21 protein-coding genes are annotated in these 23647 nt (G+C 71.7%); 7 read left to right on the forward strand and 14 right to left on the reverse strand.

The features are described from left to right. The first annotated feature begins 96 nt into the window (after positions 1–96). Positions 97–672 (forward strand): hypothetical protein, encoded by a 576-nt coding sequence (locus tag ACN263_RS27945; RefSeq protein ID WP_422737217.1) that lies wholly within the window; start codon positions 97–99, stop codon positions 670–672. A 71-nt stretch (positions 673–743) separates the two neighbouring features. Here ACN263_RS27945 and rlmB read toward each other — a convergent pair whose 3' ends face one another. Further along, positions 744–1874 (reverse strand): 23S rRNA (guanosine(2251)-2'-O)-methyltransferase RlmB, encoded by a 1131-nt coding sequence (gene rlmB / locus ACN263_RS27950; RefSeq protein ID WP_422737218.1) that lies wholly within the window; start codon positions 1872–1874, stop codon positions 744–746. Next, positions 1874–3289, reverse strand: a complete 1416-nt coding sequence (cysS, locus tag ACN263_RS27955) for a cysteine--tRNA ligase (RefSeq protein ID WP_422737219.1) — start codon at positions 3287–3289, stop codon at positions 1874–1876. The genes rlmB and cysS overlap by 1 nt, the downstream gene beginning before the upstream one ends. 111 nt (positions 3290–3400) lie before the next feature. Between cysS and ACN263_RS27960 the strand changes: the two genes are divergently transcribed. Beyond that, positions 3401–4063 (forward strand): IclR family transcriptional regulator, encoded by a 663-nt coding sequence (locus tag ACN263_RS27960; RefSeq protein ID WP_422740845.1) that lies wholly within the window; start codon positions 3401–3403, stop codon positions 4061–4063. 212 nt (positions 4064–4275) lie between these two features. Then, entirely contained in the window at positions 4276–5184 is a 909-nt protein-coding gene (locus ACN263_RS27965; RefSeq protein WP_422737220.1) for a hypothetical protein, read from the forward strand. 216 nt (positions 5185–5400) lie between these two features. Here the strand turns inward: ACN263_RS27965 and ACN263_RS27970 are convergent, their stop codons facing one another. The 3 genes from ACN263_RS27970 to ACN263_RS27980 form a co-directional block, all read right to left on the reverse strand. Continuing rightward, positions 5401–7089 carry a S8 family serine peptidase gene (locus tag ACN263_RS27970; RefSeq protein WP_422737221.1) on the reverse strand — a complete coding sequence of 563 codons (1689 nt, stop codon included), beginning with the start codon at positions 7087–7089 and terminating at the stop codon, positions 5401–5403. 96 nt (positions 7090–7185) lie between these two features. Next, positions 7186–7908 carry an HAD family hydrolase gene (locus tag ACN263_RS27975; protein WP_422737222.1) on the reverse strand — a complete coding sequence of 241 codons (723 nt, stop codon included), beginning with the start codon at positions 7906–7908 and terminating at the stop codon, positions 7186–7188. A 47-nt stretch (positions 7909–7955) separates the two neighbouring features. Next, positions 7956–8912, reverse strand: coding sequence for an EamA family transporter (locus ACN263_RS27980; protein WP_422737223.1), 957 nt, complete (start codon positions 8910–8912; stop codon positions 7956–7958). Positions 8913–8999: 87 nt separating this feature from the next. On the opposite strand from ACN263_RS27980, the gene ACN263_RS27985 reads away from it, so the two are divergent. Next, positions 9000–9545, forward strand: coding sequence for a CGNR zinc finger domain-containing protein (locus ACN263_RS27985; protein WP_422737224.1), 546 nt, complete (start codon positions 9000–9002; stop codon positions 9543–9545). Here the strand turns inward: ACN263_RS27985 and ACN263_RS27990 are convergent. The 3 genes from ACN263_RS27990 to ACN263_RS28000 form a co-directional block, all read right to left on the reverse strand. Beyond that, the gene (locus ACN263_RS27990) at positions 9512–10054 is read right to left on the reverse strand and encodes a GNAT family N-acetyltransferase (RefSeq protein ID WP_422740846.1); all 543 of its coding nucleotides are present in this window, start codon (positions 10052–10054) and stop codon (positions 9512–9514) included. The genes ACN263_RS27985 and ACN263_RS27990 overlap by 34 nt on opposite strands. A 199-nt stretch (positions 10055–10253) precedes the next feature. Then, positions 10254–10436: a DUF397 domain-containing protein gene (locus tag ACN263_RS27995; protein ID WP_278142938.1), complete on the reverse strand. Its 183-nt coding sequence runs from the start codon at positions 10434–10436 to the stop codon at positions 10254–10256. Then, positions 10427–11239 (reverse strand): helix-turn-helix domain-containing protein, encoded by an 813-nt coding sequence (locus tag ACN263_RS28000; protein ID WP_422737226.1) that lies wholly within the window; start codon positions 11237–11239, stop codon positions 10427–10429. Before ACN263_RS28000 ends, ACN263_RS27995 begins: the two co-directional genes overlap by 10 nt. Before the next feature lie 346 nt (positions 11240–11585). Between ACN263_RS28000 and ACN263_RS28005 the strand changes: the two genes are divergently transcribed. Next, positions 11586–11873 (forward strand): hypothetical protein, encoded by a 288-nt coding sequence (locus tag ACN263_RS28005; protein WP_422737227.1) that lies wholly within the window; start codon positions 11586–11588, stop codon positions 11871–11873. A gap of 37 nt (positions 11874–11910) precedes the next feature. Here ACN263_RS28005 and ACN263_RS28010 read toward each other — a convergent pair whose 3' ends face one another. Further along, positions 11911–12333, reverse strand: coding sequence for a MarR family winged helix-turn-helix transcriptional regulator (locus ACN263_RS28010; protein ID WP_234583379.1), 423 nt, complete (start codon positions 12331–12333; stop codon positions 11911–11913). A 176-nt stretch (positions 12334–12509) separates the two neighbouring features. On the opposite strand from ACN263_RS28010, the gene eno reads away from it, so the two are divergent. After that, positions 12510–13820, forward strand: coding sequence for a phosphopyruvate hydratase (gene eno, locus ACN263_RS28015; RefSeq protein WP_422737228.1), 1311 nt, complete (start codon positions 12510–12512; stop codon positions 13818–13820). A 17-nt stretch (positions 13821–13837) separates the two neighbouring features. On the opposite strand, the gene ACN263_RS28020 is transcribed toward eno, so the two are convergent. The 5 genes from ACN263_RS28020 to ACN263_RS28040 all read right to left on the reverse strand — a co-directional run bounded on the left by ACN263_RS28020 (position 13838) and on the right by ACN263_RS28040 (position 22301). Further along, positions 13838–15247 carry a class II fumarate hydratase gene (locus tag ACN263_RS28020; protein WP_422737229.1) on the reverse strand — a complete coding sequence of 470 codons (1410 nt, stop codon included), beginning with the start codon at positions 15245–15247 and terminating at the stop codon, positions 13838–13840. 35 nt (positions 15248–15282) lie between these two features. Continuing rightward, positions 15283–18261: a BTAD domain-containing putative transcriptional regulator gene (locus ACN263_RS28025; protein WP_422737230.1), complete on the reverse strand. Its 2979-nt coding sequence runs from the start codon at positions 18259–18261 to the stop codon at positions 15283–15285. Between the two features lie 256 nt (positions 18262–18517). Then, a complete protein-coding gene (locus ACN263_RS28030; protein WP_421473503.1) occupies positions 18518–20185 on the reverse strand; it encodes a fumarate hydratase in 1668 nt (555 codons plus the stop codon). Positions 20186–20299: 114 nt separating this feature from the next. Further along, on the reverse strand, positions 20300–21715 hold the full coding sequence (locus ACN263_RS28035) for a PQQ-binding-like beta-propeller repeat protein (protein WP_422740847.1): 1416 nt from the start codon (positions 21713–21715) through the stop codon (positions 20300–20302). A gap of 46 nt (positions 21716–21761) precedes the next feature. Beyond that, a complete protein-coding gene (locus tag ACN263_RS28040) occupies positions 21762–22301 on the reverse strand; it encodes an Lrp/AsnC family transcriptional regulator (protein WP_422737231.1) in 540 nt (179 codons plus the stop codon). 130 nt (positions 22302–22431) lie between these two features. On the opposite strand from ACN263_RS28040, the gene hppD reads away from it, so the two are divergent. Next, positions 22432–23637, forward strand: coding sequence for a 4-hydroxyphenylpyruvate dioxygenase (gene hppD / locus ACN263_RS28045; RefSeq protein ID WP_422737232.1), 1206 nt, complete (start codon positions 22432–22434; stop codon positions 23635–23637). The last annotated feature ends 10 nt before the right edge of the window (positions 23638–23647 follow it).

A 23647-nucleotide genomic window follows, 5' to 3' on the forward strand; every position in this document is an offset into this window, starting at 1 on the left:
TCCCCGGGAGCCAGCGCGAGCGTGGCTCCCCGGGGTGACGCGGCGGGGTGTGCCGTGCGCCTAGCGTTCGCGGCACACCGAGCCCGAGGAGACGCCGTGTCCGCCATCGCCACCGCCACCGCTCACCGGAACCAGATCATCCGCCGGGCCGGCCGTAGCCTCGCCTACTGCGCGACGCTGGTGCCGGTCGCCCTGTTCACGCTGGTGACCGCCCCGGTGGGCGGGGCCGACGCCGCCGCCGCGCGCTGGCGGGGCCTGCGCACCGGCCTGCTCGCCGCGCCCCCGACGGCCACGCCCGGCCGGCGACCCGGCACGTTCGCGGTGCTCGGTCACGCGCTGCTCAGCCTGCTGCTCGGCCTCGTGGCGCTGCTGCCCATCGGCGTCGAGGTGTTGATGGTGCTGCGTGGCGTCCTGTACGGGGTGGTCGATCCCGGCCCGTACGACCATTCCTGGGGCGGTCCGAGCCGGGCCGGCGCGTGGCTGGCGCACTTCCTGGTCGGCCTGCCGATGGCGGCCGCCGGGCTGGCCGCGTTGATCGGCATCGCCGCCGTACACCAGCGACTGACCCGACGTCTCGACGGGGATCGGGGTCCGGCCTGGCTGCTGCCGACCACGCTGCTGATGGCGGTGGCCGGGGCGGTGTTCTTCGTCGCCTGGCTGCACCAGATCTGACGCCTGGTCTCTCCCGAGCTGACGGCGAAGCCCCCTACCGCACCGGGCGGTAGGGGGCCTCGTCGACGTCGTTACAGCTCGACCGAGCGGCGGCGGGCGACCTCGGCCAGGGTGACCGCGGCGGCCACGCTCGCGTTGAGCGACTCGACCTCGGAAATCATCGGGATGCTGACGGTCAGGTCGCAGGTCTCCCCGACCAGCCGGGACAGCCCGCGCCCCTCGGAGCCGACCACCACCACCAGCGGGCCGACGGCGGCTTCCAGGTCGTACAGGTCGGTCTCGCCGTCGGCGTCCAGGCCGATCACCATGAAGCCGGCGTCCCGGCACGCCTTCAGCGACCGGGTCAGGTTGGTGACCTGGGCCACCGGCACCCGCGCGGCCGCGCCGGCGCTGGTCCGCCAGGCGGTCGCGGTGATCCCGGCAGCACGCCGCTCGGGTACGAAGACACCCTGCGCGCCGAACGCGGCGGCCGAACGGATCACCGCGCCCAGGTTGCGCGGATCGGTGACCCCGTCCAGCGCGACCAGCAGCGGGGCCTGCTGCTCCAGCGACGCGGCGACCATGTCCTCGAAGGGCTGGTACGCGAACGGCGGCACCTGCAACCCGACACCCTGGTGCAGCACCCCGCCGGTCATCCGGTCCAGCTCGGCCCGGCTGATCTCCAGGTTGGCGATGCCCCGGTCGGCGGCCGTCCGGATGATCTCCTTGGTCCGCTCGTCCATGTCGATGCCCTGGGCGGTGTAGAGCGCCGTCGCCGGCACCTGGGCGCGCAGCGCCTCCAGCACCGGGTTGCGCCCGACCAGCAGCTCCGGGGAGTCCTTCGACGGGTTGGACTTGCGGCCCGGCGCGACCCGGGTACCGGTCCGGCCGGTGGGCTTGCCACCCCGGCCGGTGGTGGGACCCCGCCCGCCCGGTACGCCCCGACCGCCACCCTTGCCCCAGGTGGTGTCCTTGGTGCCGGGCTGCCCGATCTTCGGGGCGCGCCCCTCCTCGGCCGCCGCGCGGCGCTCCTTGTCCTGCTTCCAGGCGGTGCGCTGCGGCAGCTTCTCGGTGCCCGAGTAACCCTTGTGCCAGGGTCGCTCGTCGGCGGGCAGGGTGCGCCCCCGACCGGCCAGCGAGTCCTTGTTCTTACCGCCGGAGCCCTTGGGGGCGGTCGCCTTCGACGTCAGTCGCCGGCCACGGCGCTGCGAGTTGCCGGGCATCAGTCCTGCTCTCCAATAGTCCAACGGGGGCCCTGGGGGGTGTCCTCGACCACCACGCCGGCCAGCTTGAGCTGGTCACGTACCGCGTCGGCGGCAGCCCAGTCCTTGCGGCCCCGGGCCTGCGCGCGCTGCTCCAGGGCCAGCGCGATCAGGGAGTCAACCACGGCACGCAGATCGTCCGAGAGATCGCCGCCGGTCCACGCCTCGTCGAGGGGGTCGATGCCGAGGATATCCAGCATCGCGCGCACGACGGCCAGGGTGGTGCGGACGGTCACATCGTCGCCCGCGCTCAGCGCGGTGTTGCCGTCCCGCAGGTGCTGTTGCAGCACGGCCAGCGCGGCGGACGTGTTGAGGTCGTCGTCCATCGCCGCGACGAAACCGGCCGGCAGTTCGCCGAGCTGACCGGCGCCCACCCGCTCGACGGCCCGCTGCACGAAACCCTCGATCCGCCGGTACGCGGTGGCCGCCTCACGCAGCGAGTCCTCCGAGTAGTCGATCACCGAGCGGTAGTGCGCGGCGGCGTAGTAGTACCGCAGCTCCACCGGTCGCACCCCGAGCGAGTCGACGTACGCCAGGCCCAGGGCGTTCCCCGCCGACTTGCCCATCTTGGCCCCGCCGATGCTGAGCAGGCCGTGGTGCACCCAGTACCGGGCGAACGGCAGCCCGGCCGCGTTGGACTGGGCGATCTCGTTCTCGTGGTGCGGGAAGGTCAGGTCCAGCCCACCGCCGTGGATGTCGAACTCCGGGCCCAGGTAGCGCCAGCACATCGCGGAGCACTCGATGTGCCAGCCCGGACGGCCCAGCCCCCACGGGGACGGCCAGTACGCGTCCGCCGGCTCGTCGGGCTTGGCACCCTTCCAGAGCGCGAAGTCACGCGGATCCCGCTTGCCCCGGTCCGGCGCGTCGCCGGCCGACTGCATGGCGTCCGGCGACTGACCCGACAGCGACCCGTACGCCGGCCAGGAGGCCACGTCGAAGTAGACGTCGCCGGAGCCGTCGGTGGCGGGGTACGCGTGCCCGTCCGTGATCAGCTTCGTGATCAGCTCGTGCATCTCCGGGATGTGCCCGGTGGCGCGCGGCTCGTAGGTGGGGGGCAGCACGTTCAACGCCCGGTACGACTCGGCAAGGATCAACTCGTTGGCGTACGCGATCGACCAGAACGGTCGGCCCTGCTCACCCGCCTTGACGAGGATCTTGTCGTCGATGTCGGTCAGGTTGCGGATGAACGTGACCTCGTAGCCGGCGGCCAGCAACCAGCGGCGCAGCACGTCGTAGTTGACGCCGGAGCGAAGGTGACCGATGTGCGGCGGCGCCTGGAGGGTGAGACCACACAGGTAGACCCCCACCTTGCCGGCTTCCCGCGGGACGAAGTCCCGCACCGATCGGGTGGCGGTGTCATACAGGCGTAGCGTCACCGTACAAGGGTAGCCGTCCACGCCTGTCCGGGTCCGCCGGTGCCGGGTCGTACGCTGCGTGCTGTGGATGCGACCGCACGCTCCGGTGAGCCAGCCGCCCGCACGAGCGCGATCGTCGGTACGGCCGGCGGCGAGGTGGGGCGGGGCGGCGAGACGTCGCAGACCCTCGACCGCGGACTACGTCTGCTGCACCTCGTCGCCGACGCATCGGGTGGCCTGACCGTCACCGAGGCCGCGACCCGGCTCGGCATCGGCCGGGCGGCCGTATACCGGCTGGTCGGCCCGTTGACCACGCACGGGATGCTGCGTCGCGACGCCGACGGGCGGCTCCGGATCGGCGCCGGGGTCCTGCACCTGGCCCGACGCGCCCAGCCGCTGCTCGCCGAGGGGGCGTTGCCGGCACTGCGCCGGCTCGCCGAGCAGGCCGGTGCGACCGCGCACCTGACGGTGGTGGACGGCGGTGAGGGTGTCGCCCTGGCCGTGGTCGAGCCGAGTTGGACGTCGTTCCACGTCGCGTACCGGACCGGGGCGCGGCATCCGCTGGACCGGGGCGCGGCGGGTCGGGCCATCCTGGCCGGCCGGAGCGGCGCAGCCGAGCCGGTGAGCAGCAGCGGGGAGTTGGAGTCCGGGGCGTACGGGGTGGCCGCGCCGGTGCTGGGCGTACCGGGCCTGGAGGCCAGCGTCGGCGTGGTCGCGCTCGCCCCGCTGGACGTCACCCTGGTCGGCCCCCAGGTGCTGGCCGCCGCGACAGCCGTGGCAGCCACCCTCCGCTGACCTCTCGGCTCGCTTGATCCACTCGGGTTCCCGGAAGTCGGGCTGTCCGGGTCGCCGCGACGCCCCGACTTTCAGGAAACGGAGTCGATCGAGGCACGCCATAGCAAGATCGACGAGCGCGTTCGTGGTTGTCCACAGGCACCGGCGAGGCCCTCGGCGGGGTTGTCCACAGGGGTTTCGGGCGGGTGGCGACGGGCCGCACGCTGCTCGGCATGCCACCACGTCCGTACCGACCAGACGCCCTGACCTGGCAGGTTTTCCGCGGCTCCGATGTCGTTCGGGATGGCCTGCTCACCGAGCATCAGCTACGCAGCAGCGCCTGGGTGCGACTTCGCCACGACATCTACGCCGACGCCCGGTTGGAACGTGACCACGCCCTGGCCTGCCGCGCGGCTCTCCTGCGGCTGCCGTCCGGGGTGGTCCTCGGTGGTCCGTCGGCCGCCTTCCTGCACGGCGTCGAGCACGCCGCTTCCTTCACTGACGACGTGCACATCGTCGCGCCCCGACCGATGCGGGTCGGCGCCCAACGCGGCCTTCAGGTGCATGTCCACACCAGGAGCGCCTTCGCGGAGTCGCCGCGCCTCTCGACCGGCTCGCTCCCCTGCTCGGGCCCCGCGCGGTCCGCCTGGGAGACGGCGGTCTGGCTCGACCCGGTCCGCGCGCTCGCCATCATCGACGCATTACTCGGGCAGGGGCTGACCGATGGTGCCGCGCTGGCCAAGGAGGCTGCCCTCAACACGGACCGACCCGGAGGTCGCCGGGCAGGTTGGCTCTTCGACCTGGCCGACGGTCGGGCCCAGTCCCCGCCGGAGTCCCAGCTACGGGTGCGGTTGGTCCTCGGCGGCCTGCCACGCCCCGAGGTCCAACACCCGGTACGGCTCCCCAACGGCGTGGTCCTGCACCCCGATCTGGCATGGCCGACATATCGGGTGGCGGTGGAGTACGACGGGCACTGGCACTCCGACATCGACCAGTTGCACCGTGATCGCCGACGGCTCAACCTGCTCGTGGGAGCGGGTTGGTTGGTGCTCCACGTGACCAGCCGACGGATGCACGCCGAATTCCCGGCGGTGCTGCGGGAAGTACGCGCCGCCCTGACCGCACGTGGCTGGCGGCGGTAAATGTCCGCGCCGCAGCGGTCAACGCCCACGCCGCAGCGGTCAACGCCCACGCCACGGCGCTGAACGCCCGTGATCCACTCGGCTTCTTGGAAACCGGGCGGTCCCGGGCACCGCGACGCCCCGCCTTCCAAGAAACCGAGTCGATCATGCGGGCACGCGGGCCGGACGCCGCGAGGCCCGGCCGACGGGTGTCGACCGGGCCCCTGGGGCGGTGCGTTACGGGCGGGCGTTGGGCTTGAGCGGAGTGGTCACCGCCGCGTACGCGTCGACGATTCCGTACCCGTAGAAGCCGTTGAAGTTGAGCCCACCGGCGCAGTACGCGTCGTAGGTCTCGTCACGGCCCTCGTTGCGGTACTGCTGGAGGCGCGGCTCCGGGCAGGCGTGCTCGGCGGCCGTGCGGTAGAGGTGCTGCTCGACCTGGTCCGGCGACATGCCGAAGCCGCCCCGGCCCTGCGGCTTGCCGTACCGGCTGACGATCAGCGCGGCCACACCGGCGGCGTGCGGCGACGCCATCGAGGTGCCCTGGAGGTAGGTGTAGTAGCCGCACTCACCGTTGCGCTTGCACTGCTTGAAGACGGACTCCTCGAATCCGGCGACGATGTTGCCGTCGGCGTCGACCGAGCCCTCCTCCTGGAGCACGTGCTTCGGGTAGGACGACAGGATCATGTTGGCGTCGGTGCGGAAGGTGTCCGTGCCGAAGCCGTCGCGGAACCAGCCGCCCGGCGCGGCGACCGAGATCTGCTCGGTGCCGTAGTTGGAGTAGTCCGCCTTCTTGCCGGACGGGCCGACCGACGACACACCGATGACGTGCGGGCCCTCGGTGGGCAGATCCCAGCAGCTGTTGTTGTCGATCGGACGCGGGTACGGGTCGGCGCCGTAGTCCGGGCTGGACGTGTCGGTACGCGGCGCGCCCAGATCCTCGTTGTTGTTGCCGAGTGCGCCGACCAGGGTGACGCCCTTGTTGTGGGCGAAGACCAACGCCCGCTTCATGGCCTTGATGATGGCCCGCTGCTCGGCCTGCGCCTCCGGCGAGTCGGCCGGGTTGGCGGTGCAGTTGTAGAGCCACGGGTCGACGTAGAACGACATGTTGACCACGTCGATCCCGTTCCGGCCGGCGTAGACCAGGGCGTTGACGACCGGGTCGAGGAAGAAGTAGCCGGAGTCCTGGCCGCCCTTGAGCTCGACCAGCGACACGTTCGGGGCGACACCGGAGAGGCCGAAGCCGTTGGCGGCGGCGCCGATGGTGCCGGCCACGTGGGTGCCGTGCCCGCCGTCGTCGGTGCCGACCGGGTCGAGGCAGCTCGGCACCTCGCAGGGGCCGTCCACGTCGGTCAGGTCGGGTGCGAAGTTGCGCGACAACGCCCAGTTGAAGTTGGGCGCGATGTCCGGGTTGCTGGCGTCGACGCCGGTGTCCAGCACGCCGACGGTCACCCGACGGTCACCGGGCTCGACCTTGCGGGCCTTGTCGGCCCGGATCATGTCCAGGCCCCAGAGCTTGTCGTCGAGCGGGTCCATCTTGGCCCCGCGCCGGGCGGCAGCGCCGGCGGCGGCCTTGGTGGCGGCCGTCAGGTGCTCCTGCTCGACCCGGTCCAGCTTCGGCTTGCGGCCGATGGCCTTCTGCTCGGCGGCGCCGACCAGGGTCGGCGCGGCAGCCGCCCGGGCAGCGAAGTCGGCCCGGTCACTGGTGACCTGGAACATGCCGACCTCGTCGGACGAGGACACCACCGTGCCACCGGCGGCCCGGATGGCGGCGACGGCCGTCGCGGCGGCGACCCCGTCCTCGGCCACGACCGTGAAGGTGCGGGACGTGCTCGGCGCGGCGCTGGCCGGTACACCCAGGCTCGCTGCCGTAAGTGCCAGTACCGCCGCGGTCGCGACGGCACCAGCGGTGAAGCGCTTGCTCACCACATCGAATCCTCTCGTTGAGGGACGTGGCGTCATCACACAACACCCGGCGACTTCCCGCCAGGTGAACGTCCGTTATGCCGGTGAATCTCTTCTTCATCCGCCCGGGCCGATGCCCAGATCCACCCGGTCGGACGATGCCGCCGGCAGATCCGACATGACCTTTGGCAGTTCGGCCAGGGTGGACACCTCCGCGTCGGGGACGAGACCGGCCGGCCGGGTCAGCCCGTGCCGGTTCAGCCACACCGAGCGCAGGCCGACCCGCCGAGGTCCCACCACGTCGTGCTCCCACGAGTCGCCGACGTACACGATCTGCTCGGCCGGCACTCCGGCCGCCTCGACCACCGCCGCGTAGAACTCCGGGGCGGGTTTCTTCGGCAGGCCGCCCTCGTGCGCGTACACCTCGAAGGCGAACTCGCCGGCGAGCCCGCAGCGTTCGGCGCGGCTGTTGCCGTTGGTGGCGAAGCCCAGCGTGTACCGGCGGCGCAGCGCCGCCAGCGCCGGAGGGACGTCCGGGAAGGGCCGGGTGAGAGCGAACCGGCGGGCGAAGAAGAGGGCGGCGACCTCGTCGAGGTGGTCGCCGAGGCCGGCGCGGGCCAGCGACCGGGCCAGCGCGGCGCGGCGGATCTCCATGACCGGGGCGGCGCTCAGCTCATCGAAGACCGCGCCCCAGTCGGACTCCAACTCGGCGAGCGTCACGCCGGCCGCCTCGGGTGTGCGACGCCGCATCTCGTCGAGGACGGCCGCCAGCCCGCCGGTCACCGCCGGCCGCAGGTCGAGCAGGGTCTCGTCGGCGTCGAACACCACGGTGGTCAGCACGGCACCCACTCTCTCACCGAGCGGCGACCGCACGGGGGGTGGCGACCTCACCGGCCGGTGGTCGCCAGGGCCGGCTCGGGCGCGGCGGGGGTGGGCACGCCGCGCAGTTCGTCGAGGCGTACCAGGGCGACTCCGGTGACGATCAGCAGACCGCCGAGGAGTTGCCAGGCGGTCGGCAGTTCGTCGAGGAACAGCCAGGCGATGAACACCGCGAACAGCACCTCGGTCAGTCCGACGAACGACGACAGCCGGGGGCCCAGGATCCGGCTGCCGGCGATGCCGGCCAGGTAGGCGATCACGGCGGCGACCAGGGTGAGCCCGACGATGGGCAGCAGCCAGGTGGTGCGGTGCCCGGCGAAGGTGACCTCGCCGAACGTGGCGCGCAGCGGCAGCAGCCCGGTCAGCCCGACGAGCAGCAGCACGGCGGCACCGACGGCCATCCCGCCGCTGGCCATGGCGACCGAGGGCAGGCGGGGGTCGACCCGGCCGGCGAGCACGAAGTAGCCGGCCAGGCCGAACGCGGCGCCCAGCCCCCACAGCACGCCGACCGGGTCGAAGCCGGCGTCACCGGTGAGGTCCAGGACGAACGCCAGCCCGCAGAGCGCGGCGGCGGAGCCGGCCGCGGTGAGCCGTCGGGGGCGCTGGCCGTGCCGCAGCCACATCCAGCCCACCACGAGGATGATGCCCAGGTATTCCAGCAGGAGCGCGATGCCGACCGGCAGGTAGCGCACGGCGTTGAAGAAGCACACCTGCGCCAGGGCCACCCCGAGCAGCCCGAACATCACCACCGCCGCGCTGTTGTCGCGCAGCACGTGCCACCTGCCGCGCAGCGACAGCAGGGCGGGGACCGCGAGCACCAGGGCGGCCACCCCGACCCGGGTGACGACGGCGGCCTCGGCCGACCACCCGGCCTCGATGAGCGAGCGCGCGAAGGTGCCCGAGGTGGCGAACGTGACGGCGGAGAGCAGCGCCAGCGCGGCGCCGACGGCGGGTCGTTGCGGCATCTCGCGCTCCTCGGGGGCGACCTGGGTGTCATGGGCAAACTATCCTTGTGCCCATGACGCTAGGTGGCCACTGTGACAGGAGTCAAGTTGCTATTCGCTCATGACACCGAGTGTTCGCTGACCGCCGCCGCCGCGCTGGTCAACACCGGCGGCAGCGACGGCGAGCTGCTGCCCGACGTCGCCGCGCTGGACGACTTCTTCACCCGGCACGCCTACAGCGGGCGGCACGAACACACCGAAACCGAACTCCGCGCGGTACGACAGTTGCGCCCTCAGCTGCGCCGGATCTGGCACGCCGAAACGCCCGAGGTCGTCGCCATCATCAACGGTCTGCTCCGGGAACACCGAGCGTTGCCGCAGCTCATCGAGCACGACGACGAGCCGTACCACCTGCACGCCGTGCCCCGCGACGCGCCGCTGGCCACCCGGATGGCGGTGGAGGCGGCGATGGCCGTCGCCGACCTGGTCCGGATGGGCGAGCTGAGCCGACTGCGCACCTGCGAGCACCCGGACTGTGACAACGTGCTCGTCGACCTGTCCCGCAACCGGTCGCGGCGGTTCTGCGAGGCCGGCTGCGGCAACCGCGCCGCGGTGACCGCCTACCGGGCCCGCAAGGCCGCCGGCCGGTCCTGAGCGACGTCGGCGGCCCGCAGCTCGTACTCCACCTCGCCGTGCTCGGTCCCCGGAATCGGGTCGTCGAAGTCCAGGTGGAACGTGCGCACGTACCGCAGCCCGGCCTTCTCCATCACCCGCCGGGACCGCTCGTTGACCGCCATCGTCTGCGCCCACACCCGCCGCACGCCGACCACGTCGAGCGCGTACCGGACCAGCGCCCGGGACCCCTCCGTCGCCAGGCCACGCCCCCACGCCGCGCGGCGCAGCCGGTACCCCAACTCGGCCTCCGTGCCGTCCGCCGACGGATCGAGCGCGAACCAGCCCAGGAACTCACCGGACGCCCGGTCGAGCGCCGCCCACCGCCCCAGGCCGGGATGCCGCTCGTACTGCGCGAGCAGCTTCGGCAACTGCTCGTCCCGCACGGTGGCGCGCGGCGTGCCGACCCCGCCGGTGAGGAACCGCATCACCTCGGGATCGCCGTCCAGCTCCACGAACGCGTCCACGTCGGCCATGGTCAACCGGCGCATCCGCAGCCGCTCGGTCGACACGCTCTCGCCATCCCACACGCCCGCATCATCCCGCCGGTCCTCGCCGACCGTCGAGCCGATTACCCGCAAGATCCGCGCAACTTCGGGGAAACTGCTGCCTCAGTCCGCACGGAAGCAGCAGTTTCCCCGAAGTTGCGTATGAGATCCCGCGACCACCGTCGCGGGCCGGGCGGTCGCGTCAGCGCGGGGGCGCGACCACGAAGAGCCGCCAGGAGTACGCGTCGACCACCAACACGGGTCCGTCCGGGTCCTTGCTGTCCCGCACCCCGACCACGCCCCCCAGATCCGTAGCCACCTCGACGCAGTTGCCGTCCTGGTTGCTGCGGCTGCTCTTGCGCCATCGGGCGCCGGTCAACTCCATGATTCGGCCACCTCGCTCATCAACTCGATGGAAGCCTGCGGGGGCAGGGCTTCGCCCAACGTAGCCTCCCAGACCCGTTGGAGCCGCGCCAGATCATGCTCCTGGTCCAACTCCTGGCCGCGAACCTGACTGTCCAGGTAGGCCAGTTTCGTGCCGTCGGGCAGGGCAGCAAGCGCGAACGGCCCGCCGAGTCCCGGGTACTCCTCGGCGGATCGCGGCACGATATGCAGCCGGACGCGAGGGTGCCCAGTGGCGATGCTGGCCAGGTGCAGCGCCTGATCACGCATCACTTTCCGCTCGCCGACCCGCCGCCGCAGCACCGCTTCGTCCAATACGGCCACGATCTGCGGGGTTCGTTCGCTGTGCAGCACGTCTTGGCGGTCCATCCGCTCAGTCACGCGCCGGTCGACCTCGTCGGAGTCGAGCAGGTTGCCCGCCTCGAAGACCGCTCGGGCATAGGCCTCGGTCTGGAAGAGCCCCGGCACGTAGCGGGGTTCATACCAGCGGACCGTGCGCGCCTGTCCCAGGATCGTCTTCCAGCCGCGAAGCCACGGCTGGGTCCGGTCCAGGCTGACCAGTTCGGTGGACATGCGGCTGAACAGGCCGCCGGTGTCCAGGGCGCGGTCGAGGAGTTCCAGGTACTTCGCGGTGGGCGGCTGCTGGCCCAGCTCGACCGCGCTGACCATCGACGGCGAGTAGTTGACCGCCTTGGCCAACTCCTCCTGACTCCAGCCCCGGCGGGCCCGCGCCCGACGCAGCTCCGCGACCAGGAACGCCGCCGCTGTCATCTGCCCATCGGCCATGCCCGACCACTCTCCAACCCGCCGGCGATCAATTCCAGACGGCCACCAGAGCCGGCGCCGCCCGGGAATAGGGCAGCCACGACAGGTCGGCCGAACCCTTCCGACCGTAGTCGCCCGATCACCAGACTGTGAAGTGCGACGCCGCTCCCCGTCCCCCGGGCCAGCGGCATCGCCCGGGACCGCCCGAACCCCCGTGCCGGGCGGTCCCACCCCCTCAAGATCACACTCGAACATGGAAACAGTGGCCTCCGGACGCGCCGAGACCACTACATCCAGGTTCGAGCGCGATCTTGCGGGGTGCGGGAGCGATGTCCCGAACGATTCAGCTCGAAAGGACCCCCACCGCATGTGCCGGACCGTCCCGGATGGCCGCAAACCCGCACCCCGTCGACCGCACCTGCCGCTGCGTCCGCTGTGGCTCTGCCGGGTCTGCGCCGCGCCGTGGCCGTGCCCGGTGGCCCGACTCGCCCTCCGCCAGGAGTACGCGCACGACCGGATCGCCCTGAGCATCTACCTGTGCACGGTCCTGCACGACGCGGCGGCCGACCTGTACCGGCTCAACCCGCACGACGGCCCGGACCCGGCGGCGCTCTACGTCCGCTTCCTCGGCTGGGCGGCGCTGCCGGGACCCTGACGGTCGTCAACGGCAGCCCTGCCGTCGACGGAAGGGTCTAGCGCATGGCGAGCCGTTCCAGCAGGGCGGCGCTGCGGGCCAGCAGCGCCCGCTCCTCGTCCGTGAGTTCCGCCTCGATGGCCTGGGCGAGCCAACCCGCTCTGCGGCTGCGCTCCGCCTCCAGGGCGGCCCGACCCGCGTCCGACAGCTCGACGAGCGACTTGCGGCCGTCCGTGGGGTGCGCCCGTCGCGTGATCAGCTTCTGCTCCATGAGCAGTCCCACCGCCCGCGCCATCGACTGGGGGCGTACGCGCTGGTCGGCGGCGAGGTCGCTGGTGGTCATGGCGCCGTCGCGGTCGAGGGCACCGAGCACGGCGATCTGACCCAGCGGAATGCGGTCCTCGTGCTTGACGCGCCGGGTGAGCTTGCCCATCGCGGTACGTAGTTCGGCGGCGATGGCGGCGGCTTCCGAGGTGGGCACAGGGCACTTTACCCCGCTCGTCAGCGCCGTTGGGCAGCTGACCTGCACAGCAATGCTGTTCAGCGGGGCTGTTCAGCCTAACTGATCAGCATTGCTGTAGGGTTTGCCGCTGTCGGGCCCAGCGCCAGCGTTGTCGCAGCTGGGGCCACGGCAGGCGACAACGAAAGGGACCCTCCATGTCCGCACCGGCAGCCGGAACCGTCACCACCACCACCATCGAGACCGTCACCGCCCGCCGCATCATCGACAGCCGGGGCAACCCCACGGTCGAGGTCGACGTCACGCTGGCGGACGGCTCGTTCGGCCGGGCCGCCGTCCCCTCCGGCGCCTCCACCGGGGCCCGGGAGGCCGTGGAGCTGCGCGACGGAGACCCGACGCGCTGGCACGGCAAGGGCGTCGACCGCGCGGTGGCCAACGTCAACGGGGAGATCGCGGCGGCCGTGCGGGGCAGCGACGCGGCAGACCAGGCGGGTCTGGACGCCGCGCTGATCGCCCTCGACGGCACCGCCACGAAGTCCCGGCTCGGCGCCAACGCGATTCTCGGCGTCTCCCTCGCCGTCGCCAAGGCCGCCGCGGCGGCCCACCGCCAGCCCCTCTACCGCTACCTGGGCGGCGCCGACGCCCACCTACTGCCGCTGCCGATGATGAACATCGTCAACGGCGGCGCCCACGCCGACAACCCGCTCGATTTCCAGGAGTTCATGATCGTGCCCGTGGGCGCGGACACCTTCGCCGAAGCCGTCCGCATGGGCAGCGAGGTCTTCCACACCCTGCGCCGCGATCTGCTGGCCGCCGGGCACTCCACGGGCGTGGGCGACGAGGGTGGCTTCGCGCCCGAGCTGCGTACGGCCGAGGAGGCGCTCGACTTCGTGCTGACCGCGGTCGAGGGCGCGGGCTACCGCCCCGGCACGGACATCGGCCTCGTCATGGACCCGGCGTCATCCGAGTTCTTCCGCGACGGCGTGTACGACTACACGGGCGAGGGAGTACGCCGCACGTCCGCCGAGCACGCCGACTACCTCGCCCGGCTCATCGACGCCTACCCGGTCGTCTCCATCGAGGACCCGATGGCCGAGAACGACCTGGACGGCTGGCGGGAGCTGACCGCCCGCGTCGGTGACCGCTGCCAGCTCACCGGTGACGACGTGTTCTGCACCAACGAGACGCTGCTGAGCGAGGGCATCCGCACCGGCGTCGGCAACTCGGTCCTGGTCAAGGTCAATCAGATCGGCACCCTGACCGAGGCGCTGGCCACGGTGGCCACGGCCCAGCGGGCGGGTTGGACAGTCGTCATGTCGCACCGCTCCGGCGAGACGGAGGACACCACGATCGCGGATCTGGCCGTGGCCACCGGCTGCGGTCAGCTCAAGACCGGCGCGCTCTCCCGCTCGGACCGGACGGCGAAGTACAACCAGCTGATCCGGATCGAGGAGGAGCTGGGCGACTCGGCGCGCTTCGCGGGCCGCTCCGCCCTGCGCCGGGCGTGAGCGGCGCGCGGCGCGGGTCAGGGGTGGGTCATCCGGAGCAGGTCGAGCACCTCGTCGAGCTGGGTCTCGGTGAGCTTGCCGGAGTCGACGTGACCCCGGGAGATGACGACCTCCCGGATGGACGCCTGCTTCGCCAGCGCCTCCTTGGCGATGGAGGCGGCCTCGTCGTACCCGAGGTAGCGGTTCAGCGGGGTGACGATCGACGGTGAGCCCTCGGCGTACGCGAGACAGACCTCGGCGTCCGCGACCAGGCCGGCCACCAGGCGGTCGGCGAACAGCCGACTCGCGGCGGCCAGCAGCCGGATCGACTCCAGCAGGTTGCGGCCCATCACCGGGAGCATGACGTTCAGTTCGAAGTCGCCCTGCGAGCCGGCGAACCCGACTGTCGCGTCGTTGCCGATGACCTGGGCGCAGACCTGCCGCATCGCCTCGGCGACCACCGGGTTGACCTTGCCCGGCATGATCGACGAGCCGGGCTGAAGGTCGGGAATGCGCAGCTCCCGCAGGCCGGCCCGGGGGCCGGAGCCCATCCAGCGGATGTCGTTGGCGACCTTGTAGAGACCCACCGCGATGGTCCGGAGCTGCCCGGAGGTCTCCACCAGGGCGTCGCGGGCGCCCTGCGCCTCGAAGTGGTTGCGGGCCTCGGACAGCGGCAGCCCGGTCGACTCGCGCAGCTTGCCGATCACGGCGGCGGCGAAGCCGAGCGGGGTGTTGATCCCGGTGCCCACGGCGGTACCGCCCAGCGGCAGTTCGGCCAGCCGGGGCAGCGAGCCCTGCAACCGCTCGATGCCGTAGCGGACCTGGGCGGCGTACCCGCCGAACTCCTGCCCGAGGGTGACCGGCGTGGCGTCCATCAGGTGCGTACGCCCCGCCTTCACCACCGTCTCGAACTCGGCCGCCTTGGCCTCCAGCGCCTCGGCGAGGTGGGTCAGCGACGGCAGCAGGTCCTCCGCGATGAACTGGGTGGCGGCCAGGTGGATCGAGGACGGGAACACGTCGTTGCTGGACTGGGAGGCGTTGACGTGGTCGTTCGGGTGCACCGGCGCGCCCAGTTCCCGGCTGGCGAGGGTCGCGATCACCTCGTTGGCGTTCATGTTGGACGACGTCCCCGACCCGGTCTGGAAGACGTCGACCGGGAACTGGTCGTCGTACCCGCCGTCGGCAACGTGCGCGGCAGCGGCGGCGATCGCGGCGGCCACGTTGGCGTCGATCACGCCCAGCTCGCCGTTGACCTCGGCCGCCGCGCCCTTGATCTGGGCCAGGGCCTTGATCTGCGCGGGCTCGATGCCCCGCCCGGAGATCGGAAAGTTCTGCACCGCGCGCTGGGTCTGCGCCCGCCACAGCGCCTCGGCGGGCACCTCCACCTCGCCCATCGAGTCACGTTCGATCCGGTAACCGGTCGCCTCTGGAGTCGTCACGCGTACCATCCTGCCGCGCCCGCCGCCGAAGCGCAGATGATCCGTCAGCCCAACTCGGCCAGCAGCCGCTCCGCCTCGCGCTGGTCCGGCGACTCGATCTGGCGGAACAGGGCCAGGGCCCGGGTCGCGTGCTCACGTGCCACGGTCGGATCGGTGGAAGCCAGGCAGCGCGCGATGCCCTCCAACGCCCGGGCCGTCTCGTAGCGCGTGCTCAGTCTGGTGGCGTCGGCCAGGACGCGGCGGTAGAGATCGAGCGCGCTGGTCGCGTCCCCCTGATCGAGGATCGCTCGGGCCAGCAGGTTGCGCGAGCCGCACTGGCCAGCACGGTCCCCCACCTCGGTCATGGCCACGAGCGCCGCCCGGTGCAGCTCGGCAGCGCGTTCCGGGCGGCCGGCCTCCCGCTCCATCATCCCGATCTCGTTCAACACCTCGCCCTCACCGAACCGGGCTCCCACCTGCCGTTTGACGCGCAGAGCCACCCTCAGCAGCCGACTGGCCGGCCCCACGTCGCCCATCCGGTGACGGATCATTCCGAGGTGCCCGAGCGCGTTGCCGATCCGGCGCAGGTCGCCGACCTCGCGGGCGAGCCCCAGGTGTCGCCGAGCGGTGCGCAGCGCCTCGTCGGGTCGACCCCACAGCAACAGGGTCATCGACAAGTTGTTCAGCTCGTTCGCCAGCGCGCCCACGTCGCGCATCCGCGCCGCCAACTCCCGGGCGGCCTCGTAGCACTCCCGGGCCCGGCGGAACTGGAAGTTGATGGCGTACGCGGTGCCCAGATTGCCCAGGGTGTTGCGGAACTCGCGGCGCAGACCGAGCCTACGGAAGATTTCGAGGGACCTCTCCATCAGCCGGATCGACTCCTTGAAATCCCCAAGTCGGTAGTGGGCCGAGGCGAGGTAGTTCAGCATCGTCGCCACCGCGCTTTCGTCACCCAACTCCTCGGCGGAGCGCAGACCAGCGGAGTGGGTCTCGATCAACTCGTCCAGGCGACCGCCCTCGAACTGCGCGTGCCAGCACGCCCTCGCCAACTGCCAGCAGTAGCGCTGAAATCCCTCAGACTCCGCCAGCCGAACCAGGGCGGGCCACACGGCGAGGTTCTCCTCGAGCCAGGCGTGCCCCTGCTCGGCGACGATCGTGATCAGGTCGGCGCGGATCGGTAGCGCCGCCACGATCAGCGAATGCGCCGAGGAGGGCTCCCTCTTGCGTGCGATGGTCGCGGCCACGTGCAGGTGGTGGTTGAGCAGACGCTCGATGCCGTCCCGCCGCTCAACCGCCCGCTCCGGCTCGGCCACCAGGGTTCGCGCGTACTCGCGGACCAGGTCGTGCAGCCGGTACCGGCCCAGCTCCGCCTCCTCCACCAGGTGCGCGTCGACCAGCTCGTCCACCAGGTCCTGCGCGTCGACCAGGGGCAACTCGGCGATGACGGCCGCGACCGAGCTGTCGAACCGTACCCCCGGGTGCAGACCCAGCAGCCGAAACGCACGCTGCGCCGCCGGCGACACCTGGGCGTACGACAGAGCGAAGGCCCGACCGACGGAGCGATCGCCAGCTTCGAACTCGGCCAACGGATCGCGACGGGAGACCAGGCGCTCGGCGAGGTCGGCGATACGCCAATGAGGTCGGTGCGCCAGCCGGGCACCCGCCAGTCGGATGGCGAGTGGTAGGTGCCCGCAGCGGCGGACGACCTCGGCGGCCGCCTCCGGCTCGGCCGCCACCCGGTCCACACCGACCACGTGCCCCAACAGCTCGACGGCCTCGTCGGTGTCGAGCACGGGCAGCGACGAGGGCCGTCCCTCGTCCACACCGACGAGTCGGCGGCGGCTGGTGATCAGGATCAGGCACTGCGAGCCGTTGGGTAGCAGCGGGATCACCTGATCAGCGGTCGCAGCGTTGTCCAACAGCAGCAACGCACGGCGGCCCGCCAGCTCGCTGCGCCAGAGCGCCAACCTGTCGTCCTGGGTTGCCGGCACCCTCTCCGCAGGCACACCGACCTGCCGCAGCAGCGTGGCCACCGCAGCGGTCGGCGTCAACGGGGTGCGCTCGCTGTGCCCGTGCAGGTCGATGTAGAGCTGGGCGTCCGGATAGTCGCCAGCGAGGGCCGTGGCGATGTGTACCGCCAGGGTCGTCTTCCCGCTGCCGGCCATACCGTCGATGAGTTGGATCCGCGCGCCGGCCTCCACGTCCTTGATCAGGCGAGCCAGGGTCTGTTGCCGGCCGGTGAAGTCGCCGATCGCCCTGGGCAGCGAGCAGACCGGCGGGACCGACCGAGTCTCTCGGCCGCTCAGTGCCAGATCACCGGCGAGCACGCGTTGGTGCAGGTCCTGCAACTCGGTGCCCGGTTCGATGCCCAGCTCGTCGGCGTAGAACCGCCGGCCATCCCGGTAGACGGCAAGCGCGTCGGCCTGCCGTCCGACCGAGGACAGTGCCAGCATCAGTTGACCGCGCAGACGCTCCCGCAACGGATGCCTGTCGACGCTCTCAGTCAGCTCCTCGATCAGGTCGGTGGCCTGCCCGAGGCGCAGCTCGACGTCGACACACTCCTCCAGGGCGGTGAGGCGCTGCTCGTCCAGCGCCTGTGCACGGCGGCGGACGCTGCTGCTCGGGATGCCGCTGAGGGCCGGCCCCCGCCACAGCGCCAAGGCTACGCGGAACTCGCTCCGCGCCTCGACCAGGCGACCGGCCGCGACGGAGCTGCGGGCGACCTCCACACCCCGGGCGAAGACCTCGGCGTCCAGGTCGTCCGGTGCAATACGCACGCCGTACCCCGCCGGGTCGGTGATGATGAGGCCCGGCTCCAGCCCCAGCTCGACGAACCGGCGGCGCAACCGTGAGACGCAGGTCTGCAACTGGGCGCGGGCGGTGGCCGGAGGATTGTTCTCCCAGACCGCGTCGACCAGATCCTCGACGGGCACCAGGCGACCAGAGCGCAACAGCAGGATGGCGAGCACGATCCGGTCCCGGCCGGCGGTGACGGTGGACTCGCCACCGCCGACGCGCAGAGGCCCCAGGATTCCGAACCGCATCTGCTCCCCCGCGACGATGACACAACAAACAGCAGCGTAGTCCGACGGTCACAGCTCGACGTCGTCCGGTGATAGTGATCTGAGAGCGGATCGAGTGTGGCGCGGCGCAGACTCGATCCAGGTTGGCGGTCACGACATCCGACGGGGGCGGTGCGCCCGTCCCACCCCCAGCGGGCGGGCGTACCGATGTCGGTGGAGGTACCGACGCAAGAGGCGCCAGGCGGTATGCCTGGCGCCTCTTGACGTGGCGCAGCGGTCAGCGGCGGCCGATGGTCAGCACCGGCTTGGTGACCTCGGCGAAGAAGTCGTTGCCCTTGTCGTCGACCACGATGAAGGCGGGGAAGTCCTCCACCTCGATCTTCCAGACCGCCTCCATGCCCAGCTCCGGGTATTCGAGCACCTCGACGTGCTTGATGCAGTCCTGGGCGAGGCGGGCCGCGGGGCCGCCGATCGAGCCGAGGTAGAAGCCGCCGTACTGCTGGCAGGAACGGGTCACCTGACCCGACCGGTTGCCCTTGGCCAGCATCACCTGCGAGCCGCCGGCGGCCTGGAACTTCTCCACGTAGGCGTCCATCCGGCCGGCCGTGGTCGGACCGAACGAGCCGGACGCGTACCCCTCGGGGGTCTTCGCGGGGCCGGCGTAGTAGACGGCGTGGTCGCGCAGGTACTGCGGCATCGGCTCACCGGCGTCCAGCCGCTCGGCGATCTTGGCGTGGGCGATGTCCCGGGCCACCACGAGCGGGCCGGACAACGACAGCCGGGTCTTCACCGGGTACTTGGACAGTTCGGCGCGGATCTCGTCCATCGGTCGGTTGAGGTCGACCCGGACGACCATCTCGGCGTCGAGCGCGTCGTCGGTGACCTCGGGCAGGAACCGCGCCGGGTCGGTTTCGAGGCGCTCCAGCCACACGCCCGACGGGGTGATCTTGGCAACGGCCTGCCGGTCCGCCGAGCAGGAGACCGCGATCGCCACCGGGCAGGACGCGCCGTGCCGGGGCAGCCGCACCACCCGCACGTCGTGGCAGAAGTACCGCCCACCGAACTGCGCGCCGATGCCGAAGTTGCGGGTCAGCTCCAACACCTGGGCCTCCAGCTCCAGGTCGCGGAAGCCGTGCGCGCTCATCGAGCCCTGCGTCGGGAGGGCGTCCAGGTACTTCGCGGAGGCGTACTTCGCGGTCTTCAACGCGTACTCGGCCGAGGTGCCGCCGATGACGATGGCCAGGTGGTACGGCGGGCAGGCGGAGGTGCCGATCAGCCGCAGCTTCTCCTCCAGGAACTGCATCATCCGCGTCGGGTTGAGCAGCGCCTTGGTCTCCTGGTAGAGGTACGACTTGTTCGCCGAGCCACCACCCTTGGCCATGAACAGGAACTTGTACGCGTCCGGGTGCCCGTCCGGGTCCTCGGCGTACAGCTCCACCTGGGCCGGCAGGTTGCTGCCGGTGTTCCGCTCGTCCCACATGGTCAGCGGGGCGAGCTGGGAGTAGCGCAGGTTGAGCCGGGTGTACGCCTGGTAGACGCCCCGGGAGATGGCCTCGGCGTCCGCGCCGTCGGTCAGCACGTGCCGGCCACGCTTGCCCATCACGATCGCGGTGCCGGTGTCCTGGCACATCGGCAGCACCCCGCCGGCGGCGATGTTGGCGTTGCGCAGCAGGTCCAGCGCGACGAACCGGTCGTTCGGCGACGCGGCCGGGTCGTCGATGATCGCCCGGAGCTGCGCCAGGTGCGCGGGGCGCAGGAAGTGCGCGATGTCGTGCATCGCCTCGGCGGTCAGCGCGGTCAGCGCGGCCGGCTCCACGGTGAGGAAACGACGACCCCCCGGGCCGTGCACGACGTCCACGCCCTCGTCGGTGACCAGGCGATATTCCGTCTGGTCGGGGCCGGTCGGCAGCAGGGGGGCGTACGAGAATGCGGCGGCACTGCTCATGAGCGGCAAGCCTAGGGCAGACCGGTCGATCATTCCCACCCGCCGGGCTGGGTCTGGGACGCCGCTCTCATCCGCCGAGGTCGACAGCGCTCAGCGCGCCGGAATCCCACCCGTTCAGCCGTCCTTGCCGCCGTCCGGTTCGGTGCACAGTTCACCCTTGGGCCCGCAGTCGCCGGTGCCGTCGCCGCCCGGTCCGGGGCGGGTGCCGCCCGGCCCGGGGTTGCCTCCGTCGCCGGGCTGCGGGACGGGGGCGCCGGGCGTGCCGCCGAAGCGGACGTACCCGATCTCCCGCCCCTCACCGATGATCATGCCTTGCGGGCCGACCGCGAGGGCGTTCGCCGAGGTGCGCAGGACGGCCAGTTCCCGCCCGGTGCGCGGGTCGAGGGCGACCAGCCGCGACGGCTTCTCGTCGGCGAGCACCGCCGCGTACGGGGTGAGCGCCGCGCCCGCCTTGGCGCTGGCCGGCCTGGTCCAGCGCACCTTGTCGGCGCCGAGGTCACGGGAGACCACCGAGCGCTTGTCGGCGGAGCGGAACACCGCGTAGCGGTCGTCGACGGCGACGAGCTTGGTGCCGGGCTCGCCGACCCAGAGCAGCCGCCCGTCGTACCCGTCGATGACCGCCTCGCGGCCGTCCGGGCCGACGCCAATCAGCACGTTCCGCGCGCCCTGCGGGTCCTCGCGCTGCACGCAGCCGGCGGTGTCGGCGGTACGCAGGTTGACCCCGGCCCGCTGCCACGCCTCCTGCCCGGTCGCCGGGTCCCGCGCGGAGATGGCGAAGTAGCAGGTGCCGTCCTGGGAGCGGGCGGCGATCCGCAGCATCCGGCCGCCCACCACGGACAGCCGCTCGTCCCGGCCGGGCTCGACGTTCTGCAACACCCGTCCGGTGGCGGTGTCGACGACGTGCACCCGGCCGTCGACCGGGAAGCCGAGCAGCGGCGGCGCCGCCTCGGGCCCGGCCACCCCGTCGTCGATGCGGGTGGCGGTGAGCCGGCGGGTGCCGCGCAGGCCGGGGTTGTCGGCGAGCAGGCCGCTGTGCACGCCGGGCAGGAAGGCCGTCCACAGTGGCTGGGTGCCGCGCGGGTCCCACGCGCTCAGGGTGCAGTCGGTGGCGTCCGTGCAGCGGGCGTCCAGCAGCAGGTTCCGGTACGTCCACACGGCCACCGCGTCGTCGTCGCGCCGCCGGGTCGCCCCGGTGGTCGGGTCGAGCAGCTCGTACCCCTTGACCAGGAGCTTGCCCACGGCGACGACCGGGTCGCGGTCGCCGCCCGCGACCGCCGACCAGTCCGCCTTGCGTTCCCAGAGCTGGGCGCCGGTTGCCAGGCTGCGGGCCTCCACCCGGGTACGCTGCTCGACCACGACGGTGTCGCCGGCGATGGTCACGCTGCGCGGGGTGCCGCCGACCCGCTGCTGCCAGACCACGTCCGGCTCGGAGATGGGTTCGCTGCGGTCCACCCAGTCCCAGATGCCGGGGAACGGGTTCCACACGCCGGTGGCGGCGAGGGCGACGACCACGGCGAGGCCGGCCAGCAGCCCGACGCGCACGCTCCCCTTCGCCACCCGCACACCGTAGCCACGATCACGGATCTTCCGTACGCCCGCGCCGCCGTGTCGCCGCGCTTTCTGCGCCGGAAGGTGTTACGGCGCTGCGGACCAGTGGCAGCGTGCGGTAGGGAATCTGCTCCGCCAACGCGATGATCGTCGACGCGCGGGTGATGCCGGCGAACGAGACGATCTGGTCGATGACCCGTTGCAGATCCGTGTTGGAGCGGGCCACGATCCGGCAGAGCAGGTCGCTGGAGCCGGTGATGGTGTGCGCCTCCAACACCTCGGGGATCGCCGCCAGGTGCGCGGTGACCGGGTCGTGGCCCTGCCGTTGGCTGATCTCCAGGGTGACGAAGCTGGTCACCCCGAACCCGATCGCGGCCGGCGCGATCTCCGGGCCGAAGCCCCGGATGACCCCCCGCTCGATGAGCTTGTCCAGCCGCGCCTGCACGGTGCCCCGGGCCACGCCGAGTCGCCGGGAGCACTCCAGCACCCCGATCCGCGGCTCCTCGGCGAGCAGTTCGACCAAGCGGACATCGAGCGCGTCGAGCTGTACAGCCTGCTCACCTCTCACGGGTTCAGACCATACCGAATGCGCAACCTGACCAGCATTTACGTCGACAGTTGCCCACTCGACGCCCGCACGACGATCCTTCGGTCAAGAACCGGCCCACGAGGCCGGCCGGTACGCGAGGGAGGCCACCATGACCCAGGCGATCGACCGACCCCAGTCGACCGAGGACGTCGACGTCGACCGGCTCGTCGGCGCTGTCGACCACGACATCAGCCACGACCCGTTCCCCGTCCGTGGGCTCGACCACGTGCACTTCCTGGTCGGCAACGCCAAGCAGGCGGCGCACTACTACTCCACCGCGTTCGGCATGACCTGCGTGGCGTACCGGGGCCCGGAGCAGGGCTACCGGGACCACGCCCAGTACGTGCTCACCAGCGGCTCGGCCCGGTTCGTGCTGACCGGCGCGGTGCGTCCGGACGCCGACGGCGCGGAGCACGTGGCGAAGCACAGCGACGGCATCAGCGACATCGCGCTCGAGGTGCCGAACGTCGACGCCGCGTACGCGCACGCCGTCGGCCAGGGCGCCACCGGCGTGGTCGAGCCGCACGACGTGACCGACGAGCACGGCACCGTCCGGATGGCCGCCATCGCCGCGTACGGCGACACCCGGCACGCCCTGGTCGACCGGTCCCGCTACCGCGGCCCGTTCCTGCCCGGCTTCGTGGCCCGCGGCCCGATCGTCGACCGGCAGCCCATGATCGACGCCGGCCTCCAGCCGAAGCGGTTCTTCCAGGCCGTCGACCACGTGGTCGGCAACGTCGAGCTGGGCCGGATGGACGAGTGGGTGGAGTTCTACAAGCGGGTGATGGGCTTCTCCAACATGGCGGAGTTCGTCGGCGACGACATCGCCACCGACTACTCGGCGCTGATGAGCAAGGTCGTCGCCAACGGCACCCGCAAGGTGAAGTTCCCGCTCAACGAGCCGGCCATCGCCCGCAAGAAGTCGCAGATCGACGAGTACCTGGAGTTCTACCAGGGCCCGGGCGCCCAGCACATCGCCGTCGCCACCAACGACATCGTGGCCAGCGTCGACGCCATGCGCGCCGCCGGCGTGGAGTTCCTGGACACCCCGGACTCGTACTACGACGACCCGGAGCTGCGGGAGCGGATCGGCAAGGTCCGCGTGCCGATCGAGCAGCTCAAGGAGCGCAAGATCCTGGTCGACCGGGACGAGGACGGCTACCTGCTCCAGATCTTCACCAAGCCGGTGCAGGACCGCCCGACCGTCTTCTTCGAGCTGATCGAGCGGCACGGCTCGCTGGGCTTCGGCAAGGGCAACTTCAAGGCGCTCTTCCAGGCCATCGAGCGGGAGCAGGAAGCGCGCGGCAACCTGTAACACTGTCGAG

The sequence above is a fragment of the Micromonospora sp. WMMD729 genome, assembly GCF_049315225.1.
Taxonomy (GTDB): Bacteria; Actinomycetota; Actinomycetes; order Mycobacteriales; family Micromonosporaceae; genus Micromonospora.